Annotated in this window: 20 protein-coding genes; 11 read left to right on the top strand and 9 right to left on the bottom strand. The window is 44.6% G+C overall.

Annotated features, from left to right (window positions below):
- Positions 1-645, bottom strand: a complete 645-nt coding sequence (locus DUN60_RS03635; RefSeq protein WP_114633202.1) for a cytochrome b/b6 domain-containing protein — start codon at positions 643-645, stop codon at positions 1-3.
- Between the two features lie 208 nt (positions 646-853).
- On the opposite strand from DUN60_RS03635, the gene DUN60_RS03640 reads away from it, so the two are divergent.
- Positions 854-1,291, top strand: coding sequence for a c-type cytochrome (locus tag DUN60_RS03640; protein WP_114633203.1), 438 nt, complete (start codon positions 854-856; stop codon positions 1,289-1,291).
- 130 nt (positions 1,292-1,421) lie between these two features.
- On the opposite strand, the gene DUN60_RS03645 is transcribed toward DUN60_RS03640, so the two are convergent.
- The 4 genes from DUN60_RS03645 to DUN60_RS03660 form a co-directional block, all read right to left on the bottom strand.
- Positions 1,422-1,916 carry a peptidylprolyl isomerase gene (locus tag DUN60_RS03645; protein ID WP_004736286.1) on the bottom strand — a complete coding sequence of 165 codons (495 nt, stop codon included), beginning with the start codon at positions 1,914-1,916 and terminating at the stop codon, positions 1,422-1,424.
- A 202-nt stretch (positions 1,917-2,118) separates the two neighbouring features.
- Complete coding sequence (locus tag DUN60_RS03650) at positions 2,119-2,718, bottom strand: thiol:disulfide interchange protein DsbA/DsbL (RefSeq protein WP_114633204.1); 600 nt, start codon at positions 2,716-2,718, stop codon at positions 2,119-2,121.
- A gap of 89 nt (positions 2,719-2,807) precedes the next feature.
- Positions 2,808-3,182, bottom strand: a complete 375-nt coding sequence (locus DUN60_RS03655; protein WP_065205574.1) for a hypothetical protein — start codon at positions 3,180-3,182, stop codon at positions 2,808-2,810.
- Between the two features lie 102 nt (positions 3,183-3,284).
- The gene (locus tag DUN60_RS03660; RefSeq protein ID WP_114633205.1) at positions 3,285-3,893 is read right to left on the bottom strand and encodes a TetR/AcrR family transcriptional regulator; all 609 of its coding nucleotides are present in this window, start codon (positions 3,891-3,893) and stop codon (positions 3,285-3,287) included.
- A gap of 197 nt (positions 3,894-4,090) precedes the next feature.
- Between DUN60_RS03660 and DUN60_RS03665 the strand changes: the two genes are divergently transcribed.
- Positions 4,091-5,047: a glycosyl transferase family protein gene (locus DUN60_RS03665; RefSeq protein WP_054546684.1), complete on the top strand. Its 957-nt coding sequence runs from the start codon at positions 4,091-4,093 to the stop codon at positions 5,045-5,047.
- A 99-nt stretch (positions 5,048-5,146) separates the two neighbouring features.
- Here DUN60_RS03665 and DUN60_RS03670 read toward each other — a convergent pair whose 3' ends face one another.
- Both DUN60_RS03670 and DUN60_RS03675 read right to left on the bottom strand, forming a co-directional pair.
- Positions 5,147-5,443 (bottom strand): hypothetical protein, encoded by a 297-nt coding sequence (locus tag DUN60_RS03670; protein WP_114633206.1) that lies wholly within the window; start codon positions 5,441-5,443, stop codon positions 5,147-5,149.
- Between the two features lie 184 nt (positions 5,444-5,627).
- On the bottom strand, positions 5,628-5,861 hold the full coding sequence (locus tag DUN60_RS03675) for a hypothetical protein (protein WP_004736278.1): 234 nt from the start codon (positions 5,859-5,861) through the stop codon (positions 5,628-5,630).
- A gap of 283 nt (positions 5,862-6,144) precedes the next feature.
- Between DUN60_RS03675 and DUN60_RS03680 the strand changes: the two genes are divergently transcribed.
- The 4 genes from DUN60_RS03680 (at position 6,145) to udp (ending at position 11,777) form a co-directional block, all read left to right on the top strand.
- Positions 6,145-6,561: a CBS domain-containing protein gene (locus DUN60_RS03680; protein WP_054546682.1), complete on the top strand. Its 417-nt coding sequence runs from the start codon at positions 6,145-6,147 to the stop codon at positions 6,559-6,561.
- A 185-nt stretch (positions 6,562-6,746) separates the two neighbouring features.
- Positions 6,747-8,210 (top strand): MATE family efflux transporter, encoded by a 1,464-nt coding sequence (locus tag DUN60_RS03685; protein WP_114633207.1) that lies wholly within the window; start codon positions 6,747-6,749, stop codon positions 8,208-8,210.
- Positions 8,211-8,384: 174 nt separating this feature from the next.
- The gene (locus tag DUN60_RS03690) at positions 8,385-10,733 is read left to right on the top strand and encodes a zinc/cadmium/mercury/lead-transporting ATPase (protein ID WP_114633208.1); all 2,349 of its coding nucleotides are present in this window, start codon (positions 8,385-8,387) and stop codon (positions 10,731-10,733) included.
- A gap of 285 nt (positions 10,734-11,018) precedes the next feature.
- Positions 11,019-11,777: a uridine phosphorylase gene (udp, locus tag DUN60_RS03695; RefSeq protein WP_004736272.1), complete on the top strand. Its 759-nt coding sequence runs from the start codon at positions 11,019-11,021 to the stop codon at positions 11,775-11,777.
- Positions 11,778-12,016: 239 nt separating this feature from the next.
- Here udp and DUN60_RS03700 read toward each other — a convergent pair whose 3' ends face one another.
- Both DUN60_RS03700 and DUN60_RS03705 read right to left on the bottom strand, forming a co-directional pair.
- Positions 12,017-13,183 (bottom strand): DUF1887 family protein, encoded by a 1,167-nt coding sequence (locus DUN60_RS03700; RefSeq protein WP_004736271.1) that lies wholly within the window; start codon positions 13,181-13,183, stop codon positions 12,017-12,019.
- A 197-nt stretch (positions 13,184-13,380) separates the two neighbouring features.
- Complete coding sequence (locus DUN60_RS03705) at positions 13,381-15,372, bottom strand: methyl-accepting chemotaxis protein (RefSeq protein WP_054546680.1); 1,992 nt, start codon at positions 15,370-15,372, stop codon at positions 13,381-13,383.
- A gap of 277 nt (positions 15,373-15,649) precedes the next feature.
- On the opposite strand from DUN60_RS03705, the gene hinT reads away from it, so the two are divergent.
- The 5 genes from hinT to DUN60_RS03730 all read left to right on the top strand — a co-directional run bounded on the left by hinT (position 15,650) and on the right by DUN60_RS03730 (position 19,998).
- Complete coding sequence (hinT, locus tag DUN60_RS03710; RefSeq protein WP_004736268.1) at positions 15,650-16,000, top strand: purine nucleoside phosphoramidase; 351 nt, start codon at positions 15,650-15,652, stop codon at positions 15,998-16,000.
- A gap of 486 nt (positions 16,001-16,486) precedes the next feature.
- Entirely contained in the window at positions 16,487-17,878 is a 1,392-nt protein-coding gene (locus DUN60_RS03715) for a COG3014 family protein (protein WP_054541057.1), read from the top strand.
- On the top strand, positions 17,878-18,261 hold the full coding sequence (locus tag DUN60_RS03720) for a YcfL family putative periplasmic lipoprotein (RefSeq protein WP_017060222.1): 384 nt from the start codon (positions 17,878-17,880) through the stop codon (positions 18,259-18,261). The genes DUN60_RS03715 and DUN60_RS03720 overlap by 1 nt, the downstream gene beginning before the upstream one ends.
- 86 nt (positions 18,262-18,347) lie before the next feature.
- Complete coding sequence (gene lpoB, locus DUN60_RS03725; protein ID WP_004736264.1) at positions 18,348-18,938, top strand: penicillin-binding protein activator LpoB; 591 nt, start codon at positions 18,348-18,350, stop codon at positions 18,936-18,938.
- Between the two features lie 205 nt (positions 18,939-19,143).
- Positions 19,144-19,998 (top strand): phosphotransferase, encoded by an 855-nt coding sequence (locus DUN60_RS03730; protein ID WP_065205568.1) that lies wholly within the window; start codon positions 19,144-19,146, stop codon positions 19,996-19,998.
- Positions 19,999-20,042 lie beyond the last annotated feature (44 nt).

A 20,042-nucleotide genomic window follows, 5' to 3' on the forward strand; every position in this document is an offset into this window, starting at 1 on the left:
TTACTGTGATATTACAACTATTGTCATCGTAACTAATACCGATGCAATTAGCACCAACAACGCTTTCCTATTTGATGAAAAAGCTAATTGACTGCCATTTATGAAATAATCCGTTGACGCTGAATGGTTTTGTTTACCTGTAATCATGGCAAGGACCAGCGGCTTTGAACGCAGTTTGTAGATGATAATGGCCACCAAGTGCAGTATGACAAATACCACTAACATACGTGCTGCAATGCCATGCACCGTACATAACACATCGAATACTACATCAGTAATTACGAGTTCCGAACCTGGAATCGCATCAAAGAAACCAGCAATAACAAGCCCAGTCATACATTGGACAAACAGAGTCGTGATCATTCCTATCACCATCCACGCACCTAACGGATTATGTCCCGGTTTTGGTCGTGCTTTTCCGCGGAAGTAATTCCAAGCCGATTTTGGGGAGCTAATAAATTGAGAAAAGCGACTGGTATCGCTGCCGACGATTCCCCAAACCAAGCGCCATAAAATCAGACTGAACAGTGTGAGGCCTAAGTAAACATGAGGGCCTTGTCCGTTAAACCCTGACGCAGCAAGACCAATAAAGAGTGCGGCTTGAAGCCAGTGATAAAGTCGAGTTGGTAGATCCCAGATTTTCATAATGCTTTTCCTGTTTGCGAATTTGCTTGGCGGGAACAATTTACACAACAATAGTTGCTTAAGCAACTATTGTTGTGTAAGTTGAATGTATATCTTCGATTACGGTTGAACTATCAAGCCGTAATTTACTAAGAAACCAATCAGTAATTAACGAAGAAATCACTCAGTCAATTAACCACTCAATCAATTAATCACTAGGAATGACATTATGAAAAAATTCACTATCGCTCTAATCATCGCACTGCCTACGATTGCTCTACCTATGATATCTATCGCCGCAGCGGATGCTGTAAATAATCGTCAGCAAGCTTTCAGTTCTATTGAAGAGGTTACTAAACAAGTTGATTCAGAATTGAATAACAGTGATGTGGATTGGCTGAAAGTGGGTGAGCTAAGTGAAATGTTGGTGGAACATGGAACCGTATTGAATGTGAGTTTTGCTGAAGGTGATACTGGAGGTAAGGCAAAAAAGGAGATTTGGAGCAAGCCTGAGAAATTTAACCAACTGATGTTGCAGATGAACCAAGGCTTTTCAGAGCTTTATCAAGCGAGTGTTGAGCAAGATATGTCGAGCGCAGAACAAGGGTTAGATTCTGTGAACAATACTTGTAAAGGATGTCACCGTACTTACCGCTCTCGTTGGTAACGGTTCTAACAACGAGCTTTGAATACAGGTGGTAAAGTCGAACCCTTACCACCATAGCCCTATCGCGCTGCCTTCTTTTCTTTGTGCAATTAATTCGAATGCACTAGGGGCAGGAAAGCGCGTGAGTGAATTAGTCGCGAACAGTGACTTTAGTAATCACGATGTCTTCACACGGCACATCTTCATGTCCCCAGCGAGTGGTGGTTGGTGCAAGCGCAATCTTGTTTACCACATCCATACCTGCTGAAACCTTGCCAAACACAGCGTAGCCCCAACCTGAGTTGCTGGTTGCTGTATGATCAAGGAAATCATTGTCGTCAAGGTTGATAAAGAACTGCGCCGTTGCTGAATGGGGTGCGTCAGTGCGAGCCATTGCGAGAGATCCAATCACGTTCTTTAAGCCGCGGTTAGCTTCATTCACAATAGGTGCACGAGTTGGCTTTTCTGTCATGTCGATAGTGTGTCCACCACCTTGAATCATGAAACCTTCAATAACACGGTGAAATGTTGTGCCTTCGTAGAAGCCATCTTGGCAGTATTTAAGGAAGTTTTTCGACGTTACCGGCGCTTTTTCAAGGTTCAGTTCAATTTCAATGTCGCCAAAGTTTGTGGTCAGAATGATCATAAAGGTCCCAATATTTGAGTGCTAATATTTTGAATGCTACAGCACTGTGGATAGCTTAATTGAGTGCAGTATATGAAAAATTGTGGAGGATGCCAGTTAACAATACTTCCCAAGCGGATTTACGGGAATGGTGAGTGGCTAGGGAGACTTCATATATAAGAAAGCCAGCGATGGAATCACTGGCTTTGAGATAAAAACGGACTTAGAGCGTTAGCAGGTACTTAACTAGTTGGTTGTACTCTTCGTAGCTCTTTATTTGATCCGGTTTTACGATGTATTTGTTGTTAACCAGAACTCCAGGAACACCAGTTAGTGTGCTTTGATCAAACTCTTTATCGAAACGTTTTTGCATCGAGTTCACTGCAAAGCTGTTGTAAGCCGCATCAAACTTCTTCGCATCGATACCGTTATCAATGAAAACTTCACGCAGTTCAGCTTCATTTTTTGGTGTTTGTTGCTTCTCATGGATCTGAGCAAACATGGCAGGAACCAAGCTTTCTTCAGCGTCTAGAGCAATCATGGTCGCGTAAGCCTTCGCCATTGGTACTGCCATGTTGTTACCCATAAAAGCGACGTGCACTTTTTTGAAGCTTGCAGACTTTGGCAAGTCTGCTTTTAGGTACTTAATGACCCCTTCAAACTTGTAACAATGCGGGCAGTAGAAAGAGAAAAATTCGGTAACGACAGGCTTGTCGGCCTTTGCTACATCAAGGATTTTGTAGTGCGTGCCTTCTTCAAATTGTGCGGCGTTTACTGAAGCGCTCAAGAGTAGAGCGGCAAAGAGACTAAATAGTTTTTTCATGTGTTCATTTCCTAAATTCGGATGTCATTTGATACAGCAAAAGTGCTGTTATAACTTGGTGGCAGATATTACCAAACAGGGACAAACGATTAGGAAATAGGGGGGCGGTATGGCGCTTGTGGTGAAACAATCGCTTTGTGCGAAGGCTCTTTTTCTATCAGTGCCAGTGACTCAATCTGCGGTTCGAAAGATTCAGAAACGATAAGTGGTGGCATTTTCAGTAGACAGACTGATCCACAGCAGTGGTGCTCAACGTTGGGTTGTGCACTGGAATAAGGTGTTGGGGTGCTCTCTACAGAACTGATGTTAGAAGCAGAGAAAGAGAAGCTATTGGCAGAAGTTGATTGAGCTTGGGGTGCTTGCAGAGCATTGCTGCTCGCGATGCTGTCCACACTAATGGTGGCCATTAGCATAGCGAAGAGCATGAAAGCGTGTACCCAAATTTTGTTAATCAACTTTGGCATGAATTCTTAGTCTTGGTAAACGAGTGAAGCGGGCGAATCATACCTCACTCGTTTGTGCATCTCTAATCAAACCCAATAAAACTTAGCCGAGCTCAACTTTTATTACGCTTGATACTGTTTCAGGAACATCTCGACACTGGACTGGATGATCACCTGTTTGTGTTCCGCATTCGGTGACGGCGCATGACCAATGATTTGTGGCCAAAATGCAGAAGACTTTAACAGTGCAATAAATTGGGTAGATGCAAATAGAGGGTCTAGTTCAATTAAGCGGTCATCTGCCTGTGCTGCTTTAATCCAGGTTGTGAGTCCACTTTCTGCTTGGGAATATTTCTCCATAGCTTGATGCGCCAGTTCGGCGTTATGGAAATACTCTGAGAACAGCACGCGAGATAAATCGATAAAGCCTTCTGATTCTAAAAGCTCGAGTTCTTGATTAGCAATCGAAGCGAGCTGCTCATTAAGAGGCAGTTCTGCTTGATAAGGGAAATGCGTCGCGGCGAGAGTCTTGCTCCAAATACTGTCTAGAATCTCATCTAAAAGCAGTTCTTTGCTGGCAAAGTGGTTGTATACAGTGCGCTTTGATACTTCCGCGCGGCTCGATATTTTATCCATGCTGGTGGCCTTGTAACCGTGCTCAGTAAACTCTGCGATAGCAGCAGCAACGATCGATTCACGTTTTCTTTGGCTCAGCGTTTTTTTTACAGTCATTTGGATGTTACTCAATAGGTCGCAGTTAGCATTGCATACGATAATTTTACACCAGTAAGTTTACTTTTAGAACACCAATCCGCGTATTGGTAATTAGGTCGATAGCAACTGAATCGCTTTGCAATGCACTGTGGGTATCATAGAATCGAAAGCGTATTCGAATTTTATTGATATCAACGGAAGAGAATAAACAATCAATGAGTAGTATTTTAGAGTGTATTCGTACAGTTGGACGAGGAGAAAGAGGGCGTAAGCCTTTATCGTTCGAACAAGCCTACCGCATCATGGATGAGTATTTAAGCGGAGAGGTCGGTGACGACCAAATGGCTATGCTACTGATGTTGATTCGTGTGCAGAATGAAACCAATGAAGAGATCGCAGGCTTTGTAAAAGCCTTTCAATCTCGAGTACCAGACTTAGGCGCTGATATTGACTGGCCGTGCTACGCAGGTAAGCGTAACGATACTGCCAGTGGTAAGCCTTGGAACTTGCTGGCGGCAAAAATCTTAGCTGATAATGGCTATAAAGTCTTAATGCATGGCTATATGGATAAGCCGAGCGGTAGGACGCACGTTGAGACTCACCTAGAGTGTGTTGGTGTTCGCCGAGCTCAAGACCCACAAGACGCCAAGCAGATACTTGAAGCGGATGGTATCGCCTATTTGCCTTTGGCGAACTTCGCACCTGAAGCGCAAACTATGATTGGTTGGAAACACCGCTACGGACTGAGAACACCGATCAACACGGTAGTTCGAGCATTGAACCCAGGTGGTGGCCGTTTGGGTTTACGTGGAAGTTTTCACCCGGGCTTTCCTCAGTTACACGCTGAAGTTGAGCATGTCATTGGTAATAAATCCCACTCGGTTATTTCATTTAAAGGTATGAATGGCGAATCAGAATACAACCCTAAGGTGAGTCAAACTGTGTGGATGAGTTCTCCTGAGAAGGTGGAATCTTTCTACTGGGAAGGCACGATGAATGTTGAACTGCCTCTGCCTTCTGAATGTGTGCTGGGTACACCGGAAGATGAGATGGAGCTGATGGCGAACAGTGTTGTGGACAGTATGACTGCGATTTTATTCGCAGAAACGCACGATAAAACTGAGGCATACCAGAAAGCGGTGCGTCTGTGGCATGAGTATTGTGCGCGTTAGAGGATGGTTTTTAATCAATGATAGAAGGTCAGCGAGTGCTGGCCTTTTTTGTGCTTGATTTCTAGCAAAGGGCTTTCGTGAATGATCAAACAATAAGAGTTACTTTACTCGCATCAATCGATGCATCTTGTCTTCAAATTGAATCTCAATGACTTGTGAGATTTTCATCTTCTCTACTCGTTCAAGCATTGCTGTTTGATAGGCTCGTTTCTTCATCCACTCTAACGGTTCTTTAAAGCCATCTTCATTTATCACAAAGGACTGATCGGTGATGGAGTCTTCAAAGATATGAACCACCCAAATGCGCGATTGGAAATCTAACAATTCGCTAAAGTAGTTTTTTAGCTTAGGTATAAAGTGAGATAGAACAGTGTGAGGGGAACGAAGCGAAGTCATAGTGAACCGTTTGGACAATGAAAAGCGGTGCGACGGATGTCTCCAATTCGAGCGCTTATCGGTTAAAGCAGGTAATCATCGTCAATGTGATTACCTACTCAAGAACTTGCCACAAAATACGGTATTCATGTGTCGTTGACAATGCTTGTTGAGCTTGTGAGTCAAGACATGTGCGATGAGTCTGCTATTTAACGAACAAGCCGAAGTCGATTTCTTGCTCTCTTTGGTATTTGACCAGCTTTACTTTCAAATTGTGTTTTGCCGCCAGATCAATCGCTAAGCTAGACATGTGTTTTATCTCATCGACGCAGCTAGAGATAAGCGGCTTTTCTTGGTTATCGACAGTGGCGATGAGGGTGTTTTCTGTACCATCGACACCGGAATAAATGTACGCGTACATACTGTTGTTGTGTTGCATAAATGGCCTAATTGTAACGATATAATTATTTATGGTGTGAAGAGTACAAGGTTTATTCATTCAAGCCAGTGTCATAAAGTAAGGCTTTGTAAGGACTCTATTTTTTATTTTTTTGCTCGCGTAAAAATGCTCACAAGCCTTTTGTGACCTTGTTTTCTCGCCTTGGTAGGTTTTACCTATCAATAAAATTGTTGAAATCCATTTAGTAAAATCAAGATTTTAGACAACAATTAGGTTAACAAGATAGAAAAAGACATGACGAAAAGTATTTAGGGAGAACGAAATGCATTCAATAAAAGTGAAAGATTACATGACGCCGCAGGTTGTGACATTCACTCCTGACATGCCGTTAAGTCTCGCGTTAGATAGAGTAATGAGCAGCCATCACATGGGCGGTCCAGTAATTGATGATAATGAGCAAGTTATTGGTTTCCTTTCTGAGCAAGATTTATTAGAAAAATTGGTGAAGGTGAGCTATTTCTGCCAAGACACACACATTGTGGGTGATTGCATGTACCAAGAGGTGCTGTCGGTATCACCAGACTTATCCATCATTGAATTGGCAGATATGATGCAAGTGGGTAAACCCAAAGCTTATCCAGTGCTCGATAACAAAAAGCTAGTGGGTATGATCACCAGAACCGATGTTTTGAGAGCAATTGGCAAGAACTTGGAAGAATGCTTCAAACATCAGGTATAGTAGCGTGTTAAGAACGATTATTTTTCTCAATACCCTCAATTGAAAAAGGCGCACTAGCGCCTTTTTTCTGTATAGAGCTTTTCTTGGTAGATCCTTTCTTTGTGGCTCCCTAGCTTGTGGAACGCTAGTTTTGGGTCACTAGTTTAGAGAGCTTGCTTGTGGGTGTCCCAGCTTTTGGAGGTTTCATGTCAAATCAAACGGCAAAGTTTGTAGAAGGTTCAACGATGCGCCACATATTGGTGATGTCGGGGGCTGGCTCAGTCGGTTTGATGGCGTTATTCGTGGTCGATTTACTCGATATGTTGTTCATCAGTATGTTGGGACAAGTCGAATTGGCCGCTGCGGTGGGTTTTGCAGGCACGCTGACTTTTTTCTCTACCTCCGTTTCGATCGGTACTTCCATTGCTATGGGCGCGTTAGTTTCCAAAGCGATCGGTTCAAAGAATCAGGAACACGCTCGAAACCTCGCCACCAGTATTATGCTGACCGCTTTTGTCATCAGTTTGACGATTACCGCGGTGATGTTTGCTTATATCCCAGAACTGTTAGCCGCTATAGGGGCAAAAGGGGTTGCCGCAGAGCGAGCTCAAGCTTACCTACAAATATTATTACCAAGTGGCCCTTTCTTAGCATTGGCAATGGCGGCCGGTGCTGGCTTGAGAGCGGCGGGTGACGCTAAACGTTCGATGTGGGCGACCTTGTCGGGTGGGATTGTTAACGCGATTCTCGACCCTCTGTTTATTTTTGGTTTTGGTTGGAACATCGAAGGGGCGGCTATCGCTTCTGTTTTTGCTCGTTTTTCGGTGCTCTTTTTCTCGCTTTACCCTTTGGTTCGCAGTCACCAGCTGGTGGCTCCGCCTTCTTTGACACAATGGCGCAATAATATTCGCCCGATTTTAGCGATAGCAATCCCTGCCATTATCACCAATACCGCAACGCCTATCGGTAATGCGATTGTGACAACCGGTATCGCACAATATGGTGAGGATTTTGTGGCAGGCTTTGCGGTGATAGGTCGTCTAACACCGGTTTGTTTTGCGGTTATCTTTGCTTTGTCTGGCGCTGTAGGCCCCATCATTGGGCAAAACTTTGGTGCCGAGCGAATGGACAGAGTAAAAGAAACACTCAACAACTCATTGTTGGTTACTACGGCATACACCATCGCCGTTTGTATTCTCTTATACTTTGTCCAAGACTATGTGATTCAAGGCTTTAGCCTACAAGGTGATGCGGCAATTATTGTTGCGGCATTTTGTACTTATGTCGCCTTAACCTTTACTTTTAATGGCGCGCTGTTTGTTGCCAATACTTCTTTCAATAACCTGGGTAAACCGCTTTACTCGACAGCACTGAATCTGGGTAAAGCCACTCTCGGTACATTGCCGTTCGTCTACTTAGGCTCGCAATGGTATGGCGCATTGGGTGTGTTGTATGGGCAAGCTTTGGGTAATGTTTTGTTCGGAATACTCGGTACCTTGGTGCTTCGCTATCATATTGCCGAGCTTATGCAAGGTTCTCAAGTTGACCCTGTAGAAGACGATGTATCGATAGTGAGCTTGAATACACAGCCGTTTTGTTCACACGATGCGGTTCTTATTGATGATGTATCTACGAACAGAGAAGAGTGTAAAGAGTTCAAGTCGCAATAAAACCGGCATTCCAATATGAGGTTGGTCGGTTTGCAAATTTCTTCTTGGCCTTGGACAATTTCTTCTTGACCTTGGAGTTACCTCCAAGGTTTATACTTTTGATGAACTTAAGGTTTGGTTGCTGTGATTAGCCGGCAACAACCTCAAGGCTTTTGAGTATTAAGGAGATACATTATGTGCGCAAAACATGCAGCGTGCCGCTCAACAAAAGTGGACGTTCAACCTCAAGCGGTAGAAGCAAGCTGTTCCAGTCCTAAAATTTCCAGCATCACGGCAGCGGGTACTTCATCATGCTGTAGTTCTACGACGGCTTCTGCATCAGCAGATGATTGTTGTGGTTCAGACAGTGGAGAAGAAGACCGGCTGCCCTTAACTGAGTCTCTTAACGCCCAATTTTCCAAAAGTTGGCTGGTTGCCGGAATGGACTGCCCAGCTTGTGCAAGAAAAATAGAAAACGCGATCAGTAATATTGACGGTGTTATTCAAGCGAAGGTTCTCTTTGCTACCGAAAAACTGGTTGTTAAATTCGATAATGAAAGTCTTGCCGACACCATTGAACAGGTCTCTATCAAAACGGGCTTCCCTCTTTCGGAAGTCGGTTCTAAGAAAGAAAAACAACAACCTGAGACTTTTTGGCAAGCGTACATCCAACCTAATTTTCAGATTATCGCGATTGCAGCGGCAATGCTGTTCGCTGCGCTTCTGAAAAGTACATATCCTCAATTAAGTGAAGGCTTATTTACCGCAACCTGTCTACTCGGATTATATCCGGTTGCTAAGAAAGCGGTTCAGTTGGCACGTTCAGGTACACCTTTCGCAATAGAAACTCTAATGAGTGTTGCCGCGCTGGGTGCCTTGTATCTGGGCGAAACCGCGGAAGCGGCGATGGTTTTACTGTTGTTTTTGATTGGTGAGCGCTTAGAAGCGTTTGCTTCATCAAGAGCAAGAAGTGGCGTTCAAGCGCTAATGGCATTGGTACCAGAAAACGCGACTAAGATTGTCAACGACGAGCGTGTCGAAGTTGCAGTCAGTGAACTGGTTCCCGGTGATGTGATTGAAGTGGCGGCGGGCTCTCGTTTACCTGCTGATGGCAAACTGATTACCGACGCAGCAAGCTTTGATGAAAGTGCGTTAACCGGTGAATCTGTTCCTGTTGAACATATCGAAGGCAATAGCATCATGGCTGGCGCTGTGGTGGTCGATAAAGTGGTGCGCATTACCATCACTTCAAAACAGGGTGAGAACGCGATCGACCGTATTCTTCACCTGATTGAAGAAGCAGAATCTCGCAAAGCGCCACTCGAGCGATTCCTCGATAAGTTCAGTCGCTGGTATACACCGTTAATGATGTTGGTTGCTCTTTTAGTCATCATCACACCACCATTGCTGTTCGCCCAGCCGTGGGAAACGTGGGTCTATCGTGGTTTAGCGCTATTGTTGATTGCTTGTCCGTGTGCGTTGGTTATCTCGACTCCAGCCGCGATTACGTCTGGTTTGGCAGCCGCCGCGAAACGTGGTGCGCTAATTAAAGGCGGCGCAGCACTGGAGCAGCTTGGTAAAATTCAAACTATTGCCTTCGATAAGACGGGCACACTGACTGAAGGTAAGCCTCAGGTTACGGACATTCAGCCTCTATCGGGTTGGCAACAAGATGCGATGCTTCGTGTGGTTGGAGCAATTGAAGTGGGTTCTACTCACCCATTGGCGCAGTCGCTAGTTGCTAAAGTGAAAGAACTGAATATTGAGATTCCTGAATCACACAACAAGACTGCGCTGATCGGTAGTGGTGTTGAAGGCGATGTCGACGGAATTAAGTATCAGGTTCTATCGCCTTCTAAGGTGACGTTCGATCTTGGTGCCGATGTTGTTTCTCAGGTTGAGGCATTAGAAGGCGAGGGCAAGACGGTTGTGGTTGCTCTTGAGCTTAAAGATCAAGAAGAATCAATCGAGCAAGCTGCGACTGTGATTGGTCTGATTGCTTGGCAAGACACGTTACGTAGTGACGCTAAGCTTGCGATTGAACGACTCAATGACTTGGGAATTCAATCTATCATGCTTACTGGGGATAACCCGCGAAGCGCGGCAGCGATCAGCAGCAAGATTGGTATGCAGTATAAAGCAAGCCTATTGCCAAGCGATAAGGTGTCTTACGTTGAACAGTTATCTCAGCAGTCACACGTGGCCATGGTGGGCGATGGCATCAACGATGCGCCGGCTATGAAAACAGCAAATGTAGGTATCGCAATGGGCGGTGGCACAGATGTGGCGTTGGAAACGGCTGACTCAGCTCTGACTCATAATCGCTTAACAGAACTCCCTGCGATGATTGAACTGTCGCAAGCGACCATGAATAACATCCGTCAAAACGTCGCACTTGCACTCGGTTTGAAAGGCGTGTTCTTGGTGACAAGCTTACTGGGTATTACCGGTTTATGGGTGGCAGTCTTAGCGGATAGTGGCGCAACAGCTTTGGTGACACTCAACGCTCTGCGTTTGCTTCGATTCAAATCAAAAGCGGATTAAGCACTTCTCGCTAATATTCACTATTTTGATGCAAATAAACGCCTTTAGTCTTAATAAGCTAAAGGCGTTTTTTGTCTCATTAGTATGCAACGTAGGCGTATGGATTGCTTATTTTTGTGATGCCAATCGGTTTTTCGTGAAACTTGAAATCTTGTTGCGATCATTGGTGTGACGCTCGTCACTTCATTTTGTAATGAGCTTGGTTAGAGTGTGTTCGTACCCCACGAATTTACTATGAGCTTAAATAAGGGTTAACAAAGCCCAATAAGCCAAAAGGAGCGAACTATGTCTCAAGCTGTTTTCCATTTAGGTGTTACTGAAGCAGATCTTAACGGTGCTACTCTTGCGATCATTCCTGGTGATCCTGCTCGTGTGCAAAAAATTGCCGAAGAGATGGAGAATCCTGTATTTCTTGCTAGTCACCGTGAATACACGCTTTACCGCGCAGAGCTAGACGGCAAGCCAGTTGTTGTATGTTCAACAGGTATCGGTGGTCCATCTACTTCTATCGCAGTTGAAGAGCTTGCTCAACTTGGTGTTCGCACTTTCCTTCGTGTTGGTACTACTGGTGCTATCCAACCACACGTAAACGTGGGTGACATGATTGTTTCTACAGGTTCTGTTCGTCTAGACGGCGCTAGCCTGCACTTTGCTCCAATGGAGTTCCCAGCAGTTGCTGACTTCGAAGTTGCAACAGCAATGAAAGCGGCAGTTGATGAATCAGGTGCAACAGTTCACATGGGCGTAACGGCTTCAAGTGATACGTTCTACCCAGGTCAAGAGCGTTACGACACGTTCTCTGGTCGCGTTGTTAAGCGTTTCCAAGGCTCTATGCAAGAATGGCAAGACATGGGCGTTCTAAACTTCGAAATGGAATCTGCAACGCTTCTAACTATGTGTGCAAGTTCTGGTCTTAAAGCGGGTTGTGTTGCTGGTGTAATCATCAACCGTACTCAAAAAGAGACGCCTGATCACGAAACACTAAAAGTAACAGAAGCTCGTTCAATCAAAGTGGTTGTAGAAGCTGCTCGTAAAATGCTTTAAGTTGTAAAAATACTTTTAGTCTTAAAGTGCTTTAAGTCTGTTTCCAAGATTTAAAAATGGCCGCATCGAATGATGCGGCCATTTTTTATGAGGCAAAGAAATTAAAGGCATAGATAGTTGAAAGATGAAAATAGAGCAAAACAGACGAATAGCTGGAGAAAAAAAGGCGAGTGACTCAATAGTCATTCGCCTTTTTAGATTTACTTAAGAGCGTTCAGCTCTCAAGAGTCTATTGGCTTTTAGCACTCTAAATCTTCATCACCACCGGCGGCGGTAAACCATGCCGCTAGGTGTGTTTTAAGATCTTTTAATTCGTCAGGGCCAATCAATGCAAGGCCAAGATCTTCTGCTCGTGTGATGTCGTTATGACGAAGAGGGCGGAAACTCACTAACATTGCACGTGCTTGTAAGCCACCCAAAAGGTCTCTAAGCGATTCCAACTTGTACAAGGTATCATCGCCATCATCACGCATACCTTTGGTCTTACACTCGATGATGTGCAGCTTATTGTTCACTACAGAAGCAACATCAAGCTCATTACGTACCTCGCGCTCACCGAGTTGACGATAAACCTGAACATTCAAAGAGCGATCTTGAATGGTCGGCATGTCATCTTGGATCTGCTTAACTGTGCTATGAACCAATGTTTCAAGCCATTCGCCGTTTGAGAAGCGTCGTGCGTCTTCATTGGCAAACGTCAAAATACCATTGTCATAAGTGGCGATCTTAGCTTCAACCAAATCGCTCAACAGCATGTTTAGCTCGCGATAGCCTTGTTGTTTCTCTGACAACCCTACATCAAGCCTCTGTTCTTTGCGGCAGGTCGTTGCAAGGTAGTTCAATGTAGCGAGGCCTGGACCGAGTTCTAGTGCATTACTTGCCCAGCGTTCTCCCAGCTCATAAAGCTTTTGATCAAGTTGCGGAGACAGTTGTACATCGCTGAATTCACCACGAGCGCCGAACACAGTCAGGTAGTCGTCGATAGTGATTCGGTCTTGAACTTGTGCGTCTTCTTTGCCATTCGGGTAAAGCCAGCACAGCTTGTCACTGTTTGGTTCAACAACAAAGATTGGCCAGTGGTAAGTACGAAATACTTCGTAGACAGAAAGTAGGCGGTGACGAAGGCCACAACTTGCATTGAGTTTCACTTCTTCACCACGAGCTTTGAGGTCTTCGGCAAGGTTTTGGATAGACTCTTTAATCGCGGATGTATTTACGAGGGTTGGAATCTCGAAAAATTCACTCGTAATGTCGCGTTTTTGCAAAACGCTGTCTAAGCGTTGGTAAATACTGACTTGATTCTTGTCACCGATGAACACGATGTGAGTGCTGATCGTTCGGTTATCGAGTAGTGGGGTGATCAAGCGAATGGGATCTTGATCGATAATGCCAACATGAACAGCCATATAAATTCCTTAATAGCGGCTCGCTCATAAAGGTGAAAGAAAAAACGGGAAGCAGCAAGCCTTAATAATCATATAATGACAAAGATCATAAAAAACAAGGGCAACCCTTGATAAAAGTTGCCCTTGTTCAAATAGTTATCACTATTGGGTAAGAAGTCCCAATATTCTCACTAAATATCTATCAATTTCTCAGCTATCTATAGCTTGAACTGATGAACCAAATCACCTTGCTGGTTTGCGAGAATTGTTAGGTTTTGGCTTGCCTCAGCAATTGAAGACATCGCTTGGTAACTCTTATCTGCGATGTGGTTGATGTCTTCTATATTCCGCGCAATATCACCAGAAGTTTCACTCTGCTCAGCGGCTGCTTGAGAGATGTGTGTACTCATATGGCTGATCTCTAGAATCAAGGCTTGGATCTCTTCCATCGCACTGTTGGCACTTGAAGCTTGTTGAACCGACATGTCCATATCGCTCATACAACTTTCAATCACGTTGCTTGCTGTTTTCGAGCTTGATTGCAGGTTGCTGATCATGGTCTCGATTTCAGACGTTGATTGAGTGGTCTTCTGTGCTAGCACGCGTACTTCATCGGCAACCACTGCAAAACCACGGCCTTGCTCACCGGCACGCGCCGCTTCGATTGCCGCGTTGAGTGCAAGTAGGTTGGTTTGTTCTGCAATACCACGGATCACGTCGAGGATTGAGCCAATCTGGCTACTCATCTGCTGCAACTCACCTACAGCACCAACAGATTCAGTAAGACGAACCTCAAGCTGGTTAATGGTACTGATGTTGGTGTTCATTATCTGACGACCAGACTCAGAAGCCGATTCTACTTGTTGAACCATGGTAAGTGAGCTTTGCGCGCTGTTCGCCACTTCTTGTACAGAATGAGACATTTCTGTCATTGCGGTCGCGACAGTTGCCGTTTGCTCACGTTGGCTGTTCAGTTGAGCTTGCGTCTCTGTAGAGGTTTTCTGGTTTACGCTTGCGGTCTTCGTTAAGTCATCTGAAGCGTCATTCAGTTTCACCAGAATATTGCGTAGGTTGTCGGCTAAGGTGTTGATGTGACGACTCACTCGGCTGAATTCGTTGTCATAACGAATATCGATTCGCTGAGTCATATCGCCTTCAGTTAGGCCTTCTAATGTACCCAGGATGCGAGTTAATGGCTCTCTTACGCTATGTGCAATATGGTAACCAATTGCTGCAGCGAATACGGTGACAACAATACCAATTGCAATCGCATTGAACAGGCCTTTGTCGTAGATGCTGCTTGCGTCTTCAAGTGAAGCGTTCAGTTGCTCTTCCGCAGTTACGTTGAATGAGTCTAAAACAGCCATGGCTTGGTCTATTTCTACGGCTAAGTTAGCAATGTTGATGTACAGAGCTTGTTTCGCTTTCAAGTAGTTGTTGTGCTTGTCCAACACACCGCCTTTTTGACCAACGTCTTTGGTGAATTTCTGAACCGATTCATCAAAGACATTTTTAAGTGCTGGCAGTTGTGTGGATAGGCCGCGATAAGCATAGTTAAGGTGAGTAACGGCCTTTTTGTTTTGGTTAACGGCTTTCTGAACGAAGGCAACATCAGAACTAGCTAGCGCATCAGAGGTAATCACTTCAGCATCTTGAAGTTTAATGAAGTAGCTTTTTGCCATCACTTTTACAGAGATGCTTTTTTGGTCGGCAACGTACTCTTTCATGCCAACAGCTAACTCTGAATGTAAGCGTTGGAAATCGCGAGATGCTTTCTGTACTTGCTCTTGAGCTTCAAACATCGCGACGTAGTTGTTCATCGCTTCGTCAGCTTCAGCGAAGTAGCGTTCTTCCATTGCTCTTAATTGGGCAATGCGTTCAGTGAGCGAAACATTGTTTTGGCTTGCCGCTTCTAAACTTCCGAGAACTTCTGAAAACGAGTTTTGTGACGCAGCAAACTCAGTACGCATTGCAGACATGCGTTCAGCGTTTTGTGTGGTTAAGTAATCTTTGAATGATTTATCAGCAGAAAGCAATTGAACACTTGTTTGATTTGAAAGCGCGACAAGTGGTAGTGAGGTTTCTGAGACACTCTCAAAATTGCTGTGTATCTGATTCATGCTGTTCATCATGATGGTTATCGTGACTGCGAACATGATGATGATCAGTGCGAAACCAGCGTACATACGCTTGATCACAGATCCCTTCATGGCTTTCTCCCTAAATAAAAATGCAGACCTAATGTCAGGTCAAAGTAAAACTAACAAAATTATCAGCATTCTATTGAGCTCCGTTTACGCATTTTATGACGCACACGTCAAAAATAGCCCTCAGTTATAACCAACATGCCATTCTTGAGAGCTAAGGCTCGTTTTCTTTGATTTGAACGGTGTTTTTTATTATGCTTTAAAGCAGGTTTATTGTGGTTTGATGCGGCATAGCGCATACTCAAAGCATTAAAAAATAAATGTTTTATCGGAGAGAAACATGGCTGAAGAAACCATTTTTAGTAAGATCATCAATAAAGAAATCCCAGCAGATCTACTATACCAAGACGATTTAGTAACGGCATTTCGCGATATCAACCCTCGCGCGCCAAGCCATATCTTAATCATCCCAAACAAGCTGATTCCAACAACGAATGATGTTGAAGTAGAAGATGAAGCCATGATGGGGCGCATGTTTACCGTGGCTCGCAAGTTAGCAAAAGAAGAAGGCATCGCAGAAGATGGCTACCGTCTTATTGTGAACTGCAATTCTCATGGCGGCCAAGAGGTTTACCATATTCACATGCATTTGGTTGGTGGCCGTCCACTTGGTCCGCTATTAATGAGCTAGTTTAAACGAACTCATTAGTGGCTTAATCCAAGTAGTTAGTTGGAAAATTTGTAGTTTGTATGCCAACTTTAAGTTCTATCTGTTGTCTGAATGTCGGCATCGCCTAGGCAGAAGCTAAATCAGTAGGGTTTCAACTGGCTTGAGATCCTTTTTACAACACGTTTCGTTTTGACAATGAGACTAGGGTCTGTTGATCTTTCGAGCTGATTTTTGCAGCACTTTGTGGGAGATTTCTACAAGGCAGAGGCTTTGAAGTGTAGCTAGCCTACATGAGAAGCTGATAACGCAGTAGAAATGAACCACAAAGACTGCCCGAAGGGTTCGGCTAGAATCGTTTTATGCTTTGTTAAGAAGTATTAACTTAGAATGACTAGGCTACATAATCCTTGCCGCGCCTAAAACGATTCTATCTCGAACAAAATTTAACCACGAAAGGTCAACAGACCCTAACAAAGTTGGCATTTTAAACATGCACGGAGACGATAAGTGAAGCAACAGTTTAGATTCGCTTCCATTGCCCTGTTATCGGCGTTGACTGTGGGCTGTGCAAGTATGTCTGCAGGAAACCTGTTCAGTCATTACAGCGCGCAAAACAAAGAGATCTACCAAGCCGTTAAATCTGGAGATTATTCAGAGGCTCAACAAGAGCTACCAGATTACGCTGCGGGTGACATCCTTGATAACTTTGAAAGAGGTAGAATTAACCTTCTGGATCAGCAATACCCAGAAAGTAAGTCTTCGTTTGAAGTGGCGGATCAGGCGGTAACTGAGCAGCAAAGAAAAGCCGTTATCTCGATTTCAGACAGTGCAACCAGCGTGGGTGCGTTGGCGGTGAATGATAATATTACCGAGTATGTGCCAGCCGATTATGAGCTGGGGTTTCTTCATCTGTATCTCGGTTTAAATTATCTCAAGAAAAACGATTTAGAAGGTGCGGTGATTGAAATGCGTCGCGCCAACCAAGTTCAAGAACAAGCAAAGAAGCAACGTGAAGCTGAGTTAGACCGTGCAGCCAGCGATGCGAAGAAGCAGGGGTTGTCTGCCAATGTGGGGAGCATTCTTGCGAACTATCCTGATGCGGGTAAAAAGCTGCAGTCGGTACAGAATGCGTATTTGATGTTTTTGTCTGGACTGCTTTATGAAGCTTCGAATGATTTAAACAGCGCATACGTTGACTATCGTCGTGCTTTGGCTGTTATGCCAGACAACCAAGAAATTATTGACAGAACAATGGCAACTGCCGCGCGTTTAGGGATGCGACAAGATTTAGCGACATTGGAAAAGCGTTACAAGCAATCATCTAAGCTTGGCGCAGGTGAGGGGCGAGTGATTGTTCTTCAAGAACAAAGCGCTGTACAAGCAATGGACAGTTGGCGATTAGATTTACCTGTTTATGACAGTCGCGATCAGGGCGCAATATACTCTCTGGCACTGCCCTATTATCCGAGCCAAAACGTGGAGCGTTTTTCTGCCTTGCGAATCAGCGGGCAACCGCTACAAGAACATTTGATCACTGATGTAAACGCGATGGCGCAGAACGATTTATCTGAACGTATGACGAGCATTGTTATCCGTCAGGCTTTACGTGTGGTCGCTAAAGACCGTATCCGTAAAGAAGCGACCAAAGGCAACGATGTCGGTAATATCTTGTTCAATGTGTGGAATACATTCACCGAACAACCAGACACTCGCAGTTGGCAATCTCTACCGGCTGAGATTAAGAGCAGCACGTTCGTAGCAAACAGCGGTCAATATACGCTAGAAGCGGGCGCTAAAACGTACGACTTTGATATCCGAGAAGGGCAGACCACTTTGGTGTGGATTTCTCGACAAGGTAACAATGCAACAATGTGGCATAAACAGCTAGGGAGGCTGTAATGAAAAAGTGGTTAGTGAGTTTAGCAGCGGTTATGGCTCTGGCTGGTTGTGCTGATAATACAGCTGGCGTAAGGGTCGATAGTCTGACTCAGAACGTTTTCTTTGGTGACAAGGTATTGGGCAGCCGTTTACAGGTTGAAGATATCCGTACCGATCTGGTCGACGGTCATACGCGCGGAATCGTTCGTTTAAACAGTAACTATAAAGGCGATCAACATATCCTTTATCGTTTTTACTGGTACGACGATGCCGGGCTTGAGGTCAACCTAAAGCAAGGCCCTTGGAAGCAAGCGATCGTTCGTGGTTTTGAAAGTATTTCGTTGTCGGAAGTGTCGGTAAACCCGAAAGCGACTCAGTTCAGAGTTCAGTTCCGAGAGCAGTAAGTTAGATAAAACGGATCTAATGATTCGCCAATACAAGAATTTAAGAGTGAGGGTAAACCCACTCAGTGATAAGTTGAGGAAACAAAATGAAAAAGAGTGTCGTTGCGCTACTAGGTTTAGCGGTTATTTTAGGCGGTTGTTCAAACAAGGTAAGCTACGGTGATGCACAAGCAGTAGAAACCACGACAATCGATTTCGGTTCAACTGACCTTCAAACGATTGCGGGTGAAATGGTCGATAGCATGATGGCGTCTGGTTCTGTGTCTTACATTACTCGTGAACAGCGTCCAATCGTGTTTGTAGAGCGAATCAAGAACAAAACAAGTGAGCACATCGATACTGAGTCAATCACGGACACTATCAGTACTAAGATGCTGAACTCTGGTAAGTTCCGTTTCGTTGATATGGACCGTGTAGAGTCTGTTCGTGACCAATTGAACTTCCAAAACAATGATGAGCTTGTAAACCAAAGCTCAGCAATTCAATTCGGTAAAATGGTCGGTGCTCAATACATGCTGTACGGCAACCTATCAAGCATCGTTAAGAAAGACGGTAGCGACGAAGACGTTTACTACAAAATGACGATGCGTCTAATGGATCTTGAGTCTGGCTTGATTGAATGGGCTGACGAGACTGAAATCCGTAAGCAACAATCTAAGAGCCTATTGGGCCTTTAATTTCGCTTACTTGCCAACTAAACGCAGCCAGTTTTGACAGCGTTTAGTCTTGGCAGCGCATAGCTTGGCCACACATAGCTTGGTTACACGCCAATGCAGTGGATGATGTGCTGCTTATGAAGAGACACTGGCTTTTGGTCAGTGTCTTTTTTGTAGGGAAATGAAGACGTTTATAGGGAAGTTAAGACGTTTATAGGGAGTAAATATGGCAATTTTTTCTTGGTCTGAAGCCAAGCTTCTTGATACCAGTTTGAGTTCGCTTGATGGATACTTTTCTGAGCCACCTGTTAGAGCGCAAACGCTGACCGGCGGTTTGACCAATCGATGTTGGAAGTTGGTTGATGCTGATGGTACTGCGTATGTTTGGCGGCCCATCACTTCCATCACCAAAGCCTTCTTCATCTCTCGTCATGAGGAGTATCAAGTGCTTTCCGCAATTGAGCGTCTAGGTATTGGACCAAGTCCAATAGTGGTTAATGAGCAAGGCTTATTGGTTGAATGGATTGCGGGTGAGACGCTTTACGAAGGCTTAGAGCTTGATGATTTGTTGAAGACTCTGATCTCGGTGCATTTGGTGAATACCGCGCGATTGCCGCTCCAACCGTTCAGTTTCACAGCGCGAGTCGATCATTACTGGCTGCAGCTTGATGCTGTTCATAAGACGGAAGCCTGCACTAAAATTTACCAAGAGTGGCGAGTAGCACCGAGTGTTACAAATGTTGACCTGTCTTTGTGCCATTTTGATTTAGGTGGTTATAACTTAGTGAGAAATAGCGATGGGATTAAGATTATTGACTGGGAATATGCAGCATTAGCAGACCCTAGACTTGATCTTACACTGACCATTGCTGTTGCAGGATTACCAGTTGCTGAAGCCGTAAACAAGTACTGTCAGCTGCGAGGCATCCATGATGTCCAACCTTGGCTTGATGGGGTAGAAGCATGGTTACCAAGAAGCCAAATGATGGCGATGCTGTGGTATTTACTTGCTCATCAGCTCTGGGGAGATGAAAGTTATCTGCGTGAAGCAGAGGCGCTGAGTCACACTTTATGTAGCTAGGATCACGTTTAGGAAGTGAAAAATATAATTTCGTTCGTGTTCCC

Source organism: Vibrio splendidus (assembly GCF_003345295.1).
GTDB classification, from domain to species: Bacteria; Pseudomonadota; Gammaproteobacteria; order Enterobacterales; family Vibrionaceae; genus Vibrio; species Vibrio splendidus_K.

Bases quoted from the DNA above. Each gene is read 5' to 3' on its own strand.
- DUN60_RS03660 (WP_114633205.1), bottom strand. From the start codon at position 3,893: ATGACTGTAAAAAAAACGCTGAGCCAAAGAAAACGTGAATCGATCGTT.
- DUN60_RS03650 (WP_114633204.1), bottom strand. From the start codon at position 2,718: ATGAAAAAACTATTTAGTCTCTTTGCCGCTCTACTCTTGAGCGCTTCA.
- DUN60_RS03635 (WP_114633202.1), bottom strand. From the start codon at position 645: ATGAAAATCTGGGATCTACCAACTCGACTTTATCACTGGCTTCAAGCC.
- DUN60_RS03685 (WP_114633207.1), top strand. From the start codon at position 6,747: ATGTCAAATCAAACGGCAAAGTTTGTAGAAGGTTCAACGATGCGCCAC.
- lpoB (WP_004736264.1), top strand. From the start codon at position 18,348: ATGAAAAAGAGTGTCGTTGCGCTACTAGGTTTAGCGGTTATTTTAGGC.
- DUN60_RS03700 (WP_004736271.1), bottom strand. From the start codon at position 13,183: ATGGCTGTTCATGTTGGCATTATCGATCAAGATCCCATTCGCTTGATC.
- DUN60_RS03670 (WP_114633206.1), bottom strand. From the start codon at position 5,443: ATGACTTCGCTTCGTTCCCCTCACACTGTTCTATCTCACTTTATACCT.
- DUN60_RS03690 (WP_114633208.1), top strand. From the start codon at position 8,385: ATGTGCGCAAAACATGCAGCGTGCCGCTCAACAAAAGTGGACGTTCAA.
- DUN60_RS03640 (WP_114633203.1), top strand. From the start codon at position 854: ATGAAAAAATTCACTATCGCTCTAATCATCGCACTGCCTACGATTGCT.
- DUN60_RS03655 (WP_065205574.1), bottom strand. From the start codon at position 3,182: ATGCCAAAGTTGATTAACAAAATTTGGGTACACGCTTTCATGCTCTTC.
- DUN60_RS03665 (WP_054546684.1), top strand. From the start codon at position 4,091: ATGAGTAGTATTTTAGAGTGTATTCGTACAGTTGGACGAGGAGAAAGA.
- hinT (WP_004736268.1), top strand. From the start codon at position 15,650: ATGGCTGAAGAAACCATTTTTAGTAAGATCATCAATAAAGAAATCCCA.
- DUN60_RS03645 (WP_004736286.1), bottom strand. From the start codon at position 1,916: ATGATCATTCTGACCACAAACTTTGGCGACATTGAAATTGAACTGAAC.
- DUN60_RS03730 (WP_065205568.1), top strand. From the start codon at position 19,144: ATGGCAATTTTTTCTTGGTCTGAAGCCAAGCTTCTTGATACCAGTTTG.
- DUN60_RS03675 (WP_004736278.1), bottom strand. From the start codon at position 5,861: ATGCAACACAACAACAGTATGTACGCGTACATTTATTCCGGTGTCGAT.
- DUN60_RS03720 (WP_017060222.1), top strand. From the start codon at position 17,878: ATGAAAAAGTGGTTAGTGAGTTTAGCAGCGGTTATGGCTCTGGCTGGT.
- DUN60_RS03680 (WP_054546682.1), top strand. From the start codon at position 6,145: ATGCATTCAATAAAAGTGAAAGATTACATGACGCCGCAGGTTGTGACA.
- udp (WP_004736272.1), top strand. From the start codon at position 11,019: ATGTCTCAAGCTGTTTTCCATTTAGGTGTTACTGAAGCAGATCTTAAC.
- DUN60_RS03705 (WP_054546680.1), bottom strand. From the start codon at position 15,372: ATGAAGGGATCTGTGATCAAGCGTATGTACGCTGGTTTCGCACTGATC.